This is a genomic window from Paenibacillus sp. 2003 (assembly GCF_031455635.1).
GTDB classification, from domain to species: Bacteria; Bacillota; Bacilli; order Paenibacillales; family Paenibacillaceae; genus Paenibacillus; species Paenibacillus amylolyticus_B.
On sequence record NZ_JAVDTB010000001.1, the window covers coordinates 1,622,230 to 1,633,712 of the forward strand.

Annotated in this window: 10 protein-coding genes; 9 read left to right on the forward strand and 1 reads right to left on the reverse strand. The window is 42.8% G+C overall.

Annotated elements, in window-relative coordinates:
- Positions 1-3 precede the first annotated feature (3 nt).
- From J2X75_RS07265 to J2X75_RS07300, 8 genes are all read left to right on the forward strand, one after another.
- The gene (locus J2X75_RS07265) at positions 4-1,785 is read left to right on the forward strand and encodes a sensor histidine kinase (RefSeq protein WP_310335344.1); all 1,782 of its coding nucleotides are present in this window, start codon (positions 4-6) and stop codon (positions 1,783-1,785) included.
- 13 nt (positions 1,786-1,798) lie between these two features.
- Positions 1,799-3,340 carry a response regulator gene (locus J2X75_RS07270; RefSeq protein ID WP_310335346.1) on the forward strand — a complete coding sequence of 514 codons (1,542 nt, stop codon included), beginning with the start codon at positions 1,799-1,801 and terminating at the stop codon, positions 3,338-3,340.
- 139 nt (positions 3,341-3,479) lie between these two features.
- Positions 3,480-5,135 carry an ABC transporter substrate-binding protein gene (locus J2X75_RS07275; RefSeq protein WP_310335348.1) on the forward strand — a complete coding sequence of 552 codons (1,656 nt, stop codon included), beginning with the start codon at positions 3,480-3,482 and terminating at the stop codon, positions 5,133-5,135.
- Between the two features lie 112 nt (positions 5,136-5,247).
- The gene (locus J2X75_RS07280) at positions 5,248-6,213 is read left to right on the forward strand and encodes an ABC transporter permease (RefSeq protein WP_310335350.1); all 966 of its coding nucleotides are present in this window, start codon (positions 5,248-5,250) and stop codon (positions 6,211-6,213) included.
- 12 nt (positions 6,214-6,225) lie between these two features.
- Entirely contained in the window at positions 6,226-7,128 is a 903-nt protein-coding gene (locus J2X75_RS07285; protein ID WP_017688457.1) for a carbohydrate ABC transporter permease, read from the forward strand.
- A gap of 283 nt (positions 7,129-7,411) precedes the next feature.
- Positions 7,412-7,786, forward strand: coding sequence for a response regulator transcription factor (locus tag J2X75_RS07290; RefSeq protein ID WP_091016260.1), 375 nt, complete (start codon positions 7,412-7,414; stop codon positions 7,784-7,786).
- On the forward strand, positions 7,776-8,411 hold the full coding sequence (locus J2X75_RS07295) for a chemotaxis protein CheC (protein WP_310335355.1): 636 nt from the start codon (positions 7,776-7,778) through the stop codon (positions 8,409-8,411). The genes J2X75_RS07290 and J2X75_RS07295 overlap by 11 nt, the downstream gene beginning before the upstream one ends.
- Positions 8,404-9,384, forward strand: coding sequence for a diguanylate cyclase domain-containing protein (locus tag J2X75_RS07300; RefSeq protein WP_310335357.1), 981 nt, complete (start codon positions 8,404-8,406; stop codon positions 9,382-9,384). The genes J2X75_RS07295 and J2X75_RS07300 overlap by 8 nt, the downstream gene beginning before the upstream one ends.
- A gap of 281 nt (positions 9,385-9,665) precedes the next feature.
- On the opposite strand, the gene J2X75_RS07305 is transcribed toward J2X75_RS07300, so the two are convergent.
- On the reverse strand, positions 9,666-10,010 hold the full coding sequence (locus J2X75_RS07305; RefSeq protein ID WP_074095086.1) for a winged helix-turn-helix transcriptional regulator: 345 nt from the start codon (positions 10,008-10,010) through the stop codon (positions 9,666-9,668).
- Positions 10,011-10,276: 266 nt separating this feature from the next.
- On the opposite strand from J2X75_RS07305, the gene J2X75_RS07310 reads away from it, so the two are divergent.
- Complete coding sequence (locus tag J2X75_RS07310) at positions 10,277-11,377, forward strand: Gfo/Idh/MocA family protein (protein WP_310335359.1); 1,101 nt, start codon at positions 10,277-10,279, stop codon at positions 11,375-11,377.
- Positions 11,378-11,483 lie beyond the last annotated feature (106 nt).

Consider the following 11,483-nt stretch of genomic DNA (forward strand, 5'->3'; position numbering starts at 1 on the left):
CATATGCATCATAAATTCTGGATGTTCCGTAAGGTTAATGATATTCCTCTCCGATCCAAATTTCTGCTTATTTATGTACTTAGTATTCTCCTTCCTGTAATAACGATTAATATCTTCTTTTATCAACGAACCTCTGCGGATATCAAGATTAGAGAACAGGAAAATCTGCGCAAATCCATCGACAGGGCTGCGGGGGAACTGCTAGGCATGATTGATGAGAGCGTTGCCCTGAGCCGAATTATTGCAGCAGACGATTCGCTCTATGAGGCACTGGATCGGACCTATCACTCCCCCGTGGATTATTACAACGTCTACCATGCATTCCTGCGAGATAAATTAACACGGTACATGTCAGCGAATATTCTGGAGGTGCGTATCTATACGGATAACGATACCATTCAGACGGGTAGTCATTATATTGTAATGAAAGACAAGAATGTACTCCCCGGATTGAAACAGCTGAAATCCACCAGTGGAGGCATTCTTGTCGTTGATTATATTGAGCCATCCGGATTTAACGCGGGAAGAAGAATCAGTGTGATTGGCAAAATGGACACCTATACTTCCTATGCCAATTACAACAAGTATTCCAAGATTGATCTGGAACTTAGCCGGGTGTATAGCATTTTAAATCGTGAATCAGACAGTCTTCAGCTGCGTCTGGTGGACAGCAACAATCGAACTGTCGTTTCAAGTGGGGAATTCAGCGAAACCGACTTATCCCCCCTTGATAATGAATCAATGCTCAAGGAATCTGGAGATTCTGCTTACACGCTCGAAAAATCGTTGGGGAATCTAGCCTACCTAAAGGGTTGGAAATTGATTGGAGTTGCCGATACGCGTCACCTTGACCACCTTTTGCAAGAAGCCTTTAAATCAATTCTGGGGTTGCTCGCATTAAGTATCGTGGTCCCTTCTGTATTGATCTACATTATTTTGCGTTCCTATCACTATCGGATTCGCAAGCTATCCAGACATATGGAGAAGGTTCGTAACGAACGATTCGATCTGATTGAAATTCACGAAGGCCGCGACGAAATTGGTGGGCTTATTCGTACATTTAACATCATGATTGGTAAAATTCATACGCTGATTAATGACGTATATAAACTGGAAATCCGTCAAAAAGATCTGGAGCTGGATCAAGTGAGGACTGAATTGTCCATGCTCCAGAGTCAAATGAATCCCCATTTTTTATTTAACACATTGAATGCCTTGCTGGTCGTCAGTACAAAGAATGGATATACGGAAGTAATTGAGATTATTAAAAGTCTGTCCAAACTGATGAGACAGTTGCTCAGTCATTCTGACAATCTGATTCCTTTGAAAGAAGAGCTGCAATTTACGAATCTTTATCTCCAGATTGAGAAGTTTCGCTTTGGAGAGCTGTTTGATTACACCTTCGAGGTTGATCCTGATGCAGCTTCGTTGCTCATTCCCCGCATGAGTATTCAACCGCTCGTCGAAAATGCCTGCAAACACGGCTTGCAGGCGCGAAAAAATGGAAGAGAGATCAAGATAACGGCGAGACGAAACGCTTCTGAACTGGTTATTCAGGTCATCGATAATGGAATCGGTATGGATGCAGGTAGATTAACCGAGCTCCTGCGAGATATTCGTTCTGAAAGACCCAGGAACGGCGAGCATGTAGGACTCCGCAATGTCTACCGCAGGTTGGAACTCTTTTATGAAGGAAATGCGATATTTGATCTAAGCAGTGTACCTGGAAAGGAAACCATTGCAGGGTACCGTATACCGATCTCCAAGCTGGAACAGAGGAAATAGGAGGTAAACTCTCATGTATAAAGTACTGTTAGTCGATGATGAACCGTATGCCATTGAAGGGTTACAGCTTCTGATCAATTGGGAAAAGTATGGTTTCGAAATCAGAGGTGTGTGCGCCAACGGTGAGGAAGCCATTCGGATGATGGAACAAGATCGACCTGATCTCGTGGTGACAGACATTCGTATGCCTGTGATGAATGGGCTGGAACTTGTAGAAGAAGCACGACGATTGGAACATGAGTCTGTGCTGTTTGTCATCACGAGTGGATACAGTGACTTTAATTATGCCAGACAAGCTATTCGATTAGGTGTCTCCAACTATCTAACCAAACCGGTTGACAGTACAGAAGCAGAGGATATGTTGGTCCGTCTCCGTATGCAATTGCAGGAGCGTGAAAACCAGGAGCGTATAATGGAACATGCAAACGAGCAAAGGATCAAAGCGTTTTTGTCTGCACTGATTAAGGATAAGCAAAATATATCGGAGGAGGAGTTGTCAGAGATCCTTCCTCGTTTAAACAAGTCCCATTGGGCATACCTGCGGATAGCCTTTCAGGGAGATATTCAGGAAGTCTGTTCAGTAGCCGAACAAACGGCTGAAGAGACAACTTGCTGTTATGTGATAGACAGAACAAGAGACTCATTGGGACTTGTATGGGGGGAGGAAACGAATGATAGAAATGAGACATTTGAAGCAATCAAAACTTTTACCCAGCGTTTGATGAACAATATGCAACATAACGGCTGCGAAGAAATTCATATCGCGGTTGGATTAACGGTCAACAAACTGGAGCATTTATCTGAATCCTTCCACTCCGCTCAGGAAGTTGGGCGTTATTTGTTTTTTAACCAAGAGCGTCTTTTGTTTGCCGAAGATATTCAGCTGGAGAATTGGCAGTTTGATCCGGAAACGCTGTCAGAGGTGGACCATATTTGCGATTTGCTTGAAAACGGTTCTGTAGAGGAACTCTCGTCTGCGATTCGGAGTGCTTTTGAACTGTTTGTACAGATGAAGGCTGCGCCAGAGATTGTACATATTTTCTCTACCCATATTATATTCCGCGGATTGTCCCTGTGTAGAGAATTAGGAGGAGAACCTAATGCTCTAATGAACGAATTGGCGAGCGGAATTCTGGAGAAGGGCCATCGAAATATAGAAGAGGTTGCTAACAATCTGGAACATTTCTGTTTGCAATGCAAGTCAGAACTGGCTATTTTCCGGGAGAGGCAAATGGGTGGCATCCAGGCGACGGTTGCTGAATATGTGCAGATGCATTACAGAGAGACATTTACGATCCAGGAGCTCGCAGAACGATTCTACGTGAATCCTGTCCATTTAGGGCAATCCTTTTTGCGAAAGTATGGTAAGGGTGTAATCGAGGTAGTACATGATTTAAGAATGGAAGAAGCGAAGCGTCTGCTCCAGCAGACGAATCAAACATCAAGTGCGATTGCGGAGCAAGTTGGGTACCGCAGTTACCAGCATTTTCTCAGACACTTCGAAAAACGAACCGCCATGAAACCTGTAGAATACAGGCAAAAGTATAAGAATTGATCCATGAAAAAGAAGAACCCCTCCTGAATAAGACCTACAATTACAGGGGGGTAGACCTTAAATGTATATATTTTGTAACCGCATACATTTCTTCATACTAAAAACAGTAAGACATACCACTTCCAAGGAGGGCAAGTACATGGGGGGACTTAAGAAAAAGAAGCTTTGGGGTTCCGTATCACTCGTTCTGGCTTTGAGTTTGGCACTGGCAGGATGCAGCGGTGGCAATGAGAAAGCGACTACAAAGGATGGGAAAGAGGTACTGAACATCACGGCCTTTATCGGAACGCCAAATCAGGCGCCAGCTAAAGATAACCGAATCTACAAGAAGATCCAGGATGAACTCGGCGTCAATCTTGAGATGGAGTTTCTTGTGGGTGATCTTCAACAGAAGCTCGGCGTTATGATTGCCGGTGGCGATTTCCCTGACTTGATCACAGCAGATACCAAATTGGTATCAGCCGGTGCGGTTATTCCGCTCGAAGATCTCATTGAAGAGCATGCACCTAATCTGAAGAAACATTTCGGTAAAGACTGGAACCGGATGAAAGACTCTAGTGACGGACATATTTACTGGTTGCCTAACTATGGAGTGTATACAGGGGAGTTCATTAGTAACTATTATTCTGGTCCTGCATTCTGGATCCAAAAGTCCATACTGAAGGATGCCGGGTACCCGACTCCTAAAACGTTGGATGATTTCACTAAGTTGATCCGTGATTATGCAGCCAAGAATCCAACTATTGATGGTCAACCGACGATTGGTTTCACTACATTGGCTTCAGACTGGCGGACGTTCCCTTTGCTTAACCCACCTGAACATCTTACGGGTCACCCCAATGACGGGGGTGTAGTCGTAGATGATAGTGGAGTCGCAACCGTGTTTGCCGACAAAGATATCTCCAAACGGTATTATAAAGAACTAAACAATCTGTACAATGAGGGATTGCTGGATAAAGAAGCCTTTGTTCAGAACTATGATCAATATCTAGCCAAAATTTCTTCAGGACGTGTGCTTAGTATGTTCGACCAGCACTGGAATTTCCAAGCCGGTGAAGACCCGCTCGTAGCACAGGGGAAAATTGGCCAGACATACGTGGGCTTCCCGCTAGTCTATGATACAAGTATTACAGATCATTATCTGGATCGTCCGGTTATCAACTTGAACAATGGTTTTGGTATCAGTAAAGATGCTGAAGATCCTGTCGCAATCATCAAATTCCTCGATAAACTTATGGACGAGAAGTACCAGAAGCTCTTGTCATGGGGTGAAGAGGGTGTAGACTATCAGGTGAATGAAGAGGGAAGATTCTATCGTACGCCAGAGCAACGTAAAGAGCAGGATGATCCGGCATGGAGACTGATCAACAAAGCAGAAGGTTTCTACGCTGCTGCACCGAAGCTCGAAGGAACATTTGAAGATGGCAATGCGATTGGAGCGATCAACCAACCTGAGGAATTCTATGACAACCTCAAACCGGAAGATAAAGAACTTCTGGATGCGTACGGCTTCAAAACGTGGAGTGATTTCTTCTCCCCTGCACCAGAGAATCCTGTGTACTATCCAGCATGGCAGGTCGATCTGAAAGAAGGCTCTGATGCTGCGGTAGCGAACAAACAAATGACAGACACTTCATTGAAATTCTTGCCTAAAGCAATCATGTCAAAACCGGATGAGTTCGATAACATTTGGACTGAATATGTAGACGCTTACAAGAAGATCGATGTTAAATCCTATGAAGACCGAATTAATGAACAACTGAAATGGAGAATCGAGAACTGGTCTGTTAAATAAAAAAATGCGGCAATGATTCTCTCGGAAGGTATCAACCAAAGGATTACTCAGGCGAGTGCCTTCCGAGGACATCATGCTTAAAGTCGCTGCAAGCCAATAGGAGGAGTGAAAGATGGCGAACACGCCTGGAGCCATACCAGAGCAAACTACCCGTACAGTCGTGACTAAAGCACCACTGTTAAAACGATTGCGCGGACAAAGACAACTCATGTTCATGTCATTGCCCATCGTTGCGTACATTCTCGTATTCTCGTATTATCCCATTTGGGGCTGGGTTATGGCCTTTCAGAATTACAGTCCTGCGAAGAGTTTCACCCAGCAGGAATGGGTCGGGCTCAAACACTTTAAGTTTTTGCTAACAGACGATGCATTTCTTAACGTGCTTCGTAATACCATTGCGATGAGCGTCATCAATATGGTGCTCGGATTTGCGACAGCAATTATATTTGCCATTTTACTTAATGAGATCAAACATAAGTTCTATAAACGAACCATTCAAACAATATCGTATTTACCTCACTTTCTCTCATGGATTATTGTGACAGGCATCGTGGCAAGTTCACTGTCTGTAGATGGTGGGATTGTGAATGTGGTGCTCATGAAGCTGCATATCATTCAAGAACCTATCATGTGGCTTAGCGTTCCGGAATACTTCTGGGGCATTGTAGGCGCATCCCATGTATGGAAAGAAGTTGGCTGGAATGCCATTATTTATTTGGCGGCCATCACGTCTATCGATCCTTCCCTCTATGAAGCGGCAGAGATTGATGGTGCGAACCGATATAAGAAAATGCTGTATGTGACCTTACCCGGAATCAAATCCATTGTTATCATTTTGCTGATCATGAATATGGGCTGGATTTTGGAAGCTGGATTCGAGGTTCAGTATCTGTTAGGTAATGGTGTGGTTGTCGACTGGTCACAGACGATAGATATATTTGTCCTGAAATACGGACTACAGATCGGGAATTATTCTTTGGCTACTGCGGCAGGTATCTTCAAAACAGTAGTTAGTATCACGCTGATCTTTGCGGCGAATTCAATTTCCAAACGGCTCGGGGAAGACCGATTAATATAAGGGGGACTAGAGATGGGAATCAATAAATCTCGGCTTGAACCGATTGTCTTCCATACGTTAAATGGTATACTGATGATCGCAATCGCGATTGTTACCCTGTATCCGTTTGTGAATACACTCGCCGTATCATTCAATGCCGGTAATGACACCATCCGGGGTGGGATTTATCTGTGGCCTCGGGTATGGACAGATCAAAACTACAGAGCAGTATTTGCAGGAGGGACCATCTTCAGCGCCTTTGGTATATCTGTGGCGAGAACGGTTTTGGGGACAGTTTTAAGTCTATTCTTAACCTCCATGCTGGCTTACACACTAAGCCGAAAAGATTATATATTACGAAAGCCCATTACCATTACAGTTGTTCTTACGATGTATTTTAGTGCAGGTCTTATTCCAACTTACTTCCTAATGAAAGATTTGCATTTGTTAAACAACTTCCTGGTGTACATTATTCCTGGGCTGATCAGTGCCTTTAATATGATTGTTATTCGGACCTATATCCAGACACTACCTGAGGGATTGATCGAATCCGCCAAAATTGATGGTGCTGGAGATTTCAGAACATTCATTTCCATTATTCTACCGCTGTGCCAACCGGTTCTCGCTACTGTTGCACTGTTCATTGCAGTCGGTCAATGGAACTCTTGGTTTGATACGTTTCTGTATGCATCTTCCAAACAAAACTTGAGCACGCTGCAATATGAGTTGATGAAACTATTATCATCTTCTATGAATTCCAACAGCAGTGCAGCCGTTGCCAATGGCGCAGATCTTGGCGCTGCACGCAACATGGTCACACCTGTATCAATTCGGGCAGCGATTACGATTGTTGCCGCATTACCCATCTTAGTCGTATATCCATTTTTGCAGAAGTATTTCGTTCATGGCTTGCAGCTTGGAGGGGTAAAAGAGTAAACTTAATGCAGTTCCAGATAACCGATCAAAAACGGTCACTAGGTGACCGTTTTTTTATGTTTTTTTAAACGGCGGGCCGTAGTATGTCAATTGCACACGAATCTACCTTATTCAATAATGTTGTTGACAATTAAATTAAAGTTACTATAATTTATATTTACTTGATTCACCAGTCAGTCTTTTTTCAGGGTGCCACTGCGCGCGAAAGCCCTATATCAAGAACTGTCCACAGCGCCTGACCATCCCGAGCTCTTACCATTTTATCAAGGAGACTGAAGAGAAAATGAAAGTATTAATCGTAGAAGACTCCATTTTCGTACAGAAATTGCTTACAAAGCTGATTGTTGATCATATTCCAGCATGCGAGATTCAGATTGCTAACAATGGAGAGCAAGGATACAACCTATTTAAGGAATTTCAACCTGATTTTATAACCACCGACCTGCTGATGCCAGGTTTGAACGGACAAGAAATGCTTCGAATGATTAGAGAAACGGATAGCAATGTCAAAATTATTATCTTATCTGCAGATATTCAGAAGACAACTAGGGATGAAGTTGAAATGTTAGGCATTTCTGGTTTTTTGAATAAACCGTTAACCGCAGAGAAGGCAACGACCATGATTCAACTGATTCAGGCGGCCTATCATGCTGAATGATTTACAGAAGGATTTGCTTACTGAACTAGTAAACGTTTACGTGGGACAAGCGGCTAACATGTTGTCGGAGATTGTGGACAAGCGTATCGTTTTGAATATTTCGGAAGTGGAACTAATCTCCATATCCGATGTTGATCCTGGAGATCGAAGATACAACATTTTCTTTAGTGAAGGTCACCTGTTTAGGTCATCTTTACAGTTTGGCTACGAATTTCAGGGAAAAGCATTTCTGATGTTTCCTGTTGAGCAGGCTAAAGTATTGGCAAACATCTGTCTTGGAGAACTGGGTGAGAGCGTTATACCGAACGATCCGAACCTGATGGACACGGATTTGGACGTTTTGAAGGAAGTTAGCAATGTCCTGCTTAACGCCATTATTGGAGAATTCGGTAATTTCCTGGAGATCAAACTGGAATATGTCCTGCCTGATATTGAACTGATCTATGTCACCAATTCCGATCAACAAATATTGCTTCAGAATGAAGTCTATGTCCTGGTTTTACATACCTCGTTTTTACTTGCCGATACGGATGTGACGGGGATCATTGTTATAGCATTAAGTATGAACTCCATATCGAGCCTGCTGGCCAAAATGGACGCTTTGTTGGAGGCGGACAATGGATAATCTTATTTCACAAGCTTTGAACAAAGCCCATATGGGAATAATGATCGTGGACAGACAATTGAAAGTTGTTGTGTGGAATGCCTGGTTGGAACGCTTTACAGGCAAGAATGCGGAAGAGGTAATTGGCTTGAATCTGCTTGAGGTCTGCCCGCGGTTTAAGTCGAACATGTATCTGAATATTTTGCAAAATGCGCTGTATCATGGACAAAGCAGGTTTTGCTCAAGCGCTTTACATAAGGCATTCATTCTTCCTAATGAAGGAGAGGATGAACAATTATTCAGACAAAATATGCATGTTGAACCGCTCTATCATGAAGATCGGAGTTACGCCCTTATTCAGATTACTGACATGACAAACACCAATACAAGGGTATATAAACTTAAAAATCTGATCAAAGAACTGGAGACGGAGTACGCCAAAATCAAAATCTCCGAGAAAATCAGCAAGCATTTATCTTTGCATGATCCACTTACCGGTCTGCCTAATCGTCTTGCTTATAATGACCGTCTTGCCTGGGCCATCAGTAATGCCCAAAGAAACCATAACAAACTAGCCGTCATGTTTGTGGATGCTGATGGGTTTAAACAAGTGAATGATACATATGGACACCATGTTGGCGATCAAGTGTTGCTGGAAATGGCAAAGCGATTAAGCGAAACAATTCCAAGTGCGGACACTGTAGCTCGACTTGGCGGGGACGAATTCATCATTTTAAGCCATCTGAAAGATGATCACGATGCTGAAGTCATCGCCAAAAGATTGGAAGCTGCATTCAGTACCCATTTCAAAATTGCCGGAAACTATATCAACCTTTCGATGAGTATTGGTATCAGCCTATTTCCCAAGCATGGACAGGAGCCTTCCGAACTTCTGAGACATGCGGATGGAGCCATGTACAAGATTAAAAAGAATGGCAAGAATGGTTACGGAATTTATGAACCTGAAAATGTGAAGATAGAAAATAATTATTGAGTAATGTAGTAAGAAATTTGCCAGTGATACTTATAAAGGAGTGCACATATTGAATGTAATAGATGGGTCGATAATGGAGAGCCGCCGATGAGCGGCTTTTTTTGTATTTTATTAAATAAGGAGAAGTCTGAAAGAGGCGATAGTCAGAACAGTACCAAAAGCAAGGAGAAAAACACCTCTAAACTTGATATCCACCATATCGTATTCATGAAGTTCATCCTTCGTACGATTCATCCCTCCTTTAACAAAGATAAGTAATATGGAAGCCTGGTTTAAGTTACTTAGCCGTATTCTTTGCCGAAGTCCTCCATCTTTTCAAGGATCGGTAGTAACTTCATTCCCTTGTCTGTTAACGAATACTCAACTCGCGGAGGAACTTCCGGATATACATCACGTTGAATAACACCGTCATTCTCCAACTCTTTAAGCTGCTTTGTGAGGGAGCCTTGAGACAGATCTCCAAGGAATTTTTTGATATCTGTATATCGACGTGTTTCGTCTTTTAGGTACCATAAGATAAAATATTTCCAACGCCCAGAAAGGACATTCTGAGTAAAAGCTATGGCGTACATGTCACTTTTTCCATCTATAAACTCTTGTTCAAATCCTTCATTGCAAACTCTCATTCATATCACTCCTGATCCAAAGGTACAAAAAGATGTACTATGTTCATTTAAATTGCCCTCTTTGCTAACAAAACAAATACATTTATGATGGTGTCAACACCAAAACAATTTTAGTTTACCTAAAGTGTGAAAGAATAATTAATCTTATCTCGATTGAATAGTTAGCAAGCTAAATAAATATATCATAGAAATGAGTGACTGATAAGGGCTGGAGAGAAACCGATATTCGATCATACTGTAAATTTTAACAAGGGAGATGTTTAACAATGAGCAAAAAAATTCGTACAGGTATCATAGGGGCATCTAATAACGGGTGGGCGAGTGGAACACATATTCCAGCTATTCAGCATTTGGATGAATTCGAGCTTACAGCGGTTGGGACAAGTAATATGGTGAGTGCAAAGAAAAGCGCAGAAGCTTTCTATGCAGATCACGGCTTTGATAATATGGAGGAGTTGGCTCAGCATCCTGATGTGGATATGGTCGTTGTCAGTATTAACGTCAAGGAACATTATAATGCAGTCAAAGCCATCGCTCCTGCGGGCAAACCAATCTATTGTGAATGGCCTTTGGGTTCTAATACAGAGGAAGCGCTTGAAATGCAGGAATGGGTATCCTCTGCCCAATTGCCAAATGCGATTGGATTACAGGCAAGACAAGCCCCTGCCGTTCAATATGTAAAAGATTTATTAGCAGAAGGTTATGTGGGTAAAGTGTTATCTGCCAACCTGAAGATCTCCATTGATGGCATGGGTGGCGTTGGTGACAAGTCGACTGCGTACTTGTATGACCGGAAAGTTGGAGGGAACTTGCTGACCATTGTAGGGGGCCATAATCTGGATGCCTTCACTTACATGCTTGGGGACTTTACAGAATTGTCTGCCACCACAGCTCAACAGTTTTCAGAAGTTGAATTGGTAGATATTCAGAAAGTCATCAAGAAAACAACGGATGATCAGATCATGATTACAGGGAAATTGACTAATGGGGCAGCAGCCAGTGTTCATATTCAAGGTGGAGTCAAACATCAGACAGGACTCACACTTGAAATTTTCGGAGACAATGGCACGATTGTTCTGAGCGCTCCTGCATCCATTCAATTCGGATCACATCAATTACGCGGTGCAGGATCTACGGACAACGAGCTTCGTGAACTAACCATTCCCGATGCCTATTACTCGGCTCCACATTCTCTATATAACGACTCCGGATTTGTTCTGAACATGGCTCAGGCTTATCGTAAGTTTGCCAAGGATATTCAAGAAGGTACTACCTTAGCACCTACTTTCGCGGATGCGGTGAAACTTCATCAGTTACTGGATGCCGTCGAGAAATCAGCCCAGACCGGTGAACGTCAATATCTATAACCTCACTCAAGAGAACAAAAGCTGATCCATCCATATATTTAGCATGCTAAATATATTCGCACGATAGAAAGGTCACACATATCTGTGCCTTTCCAGAACGAAGGAG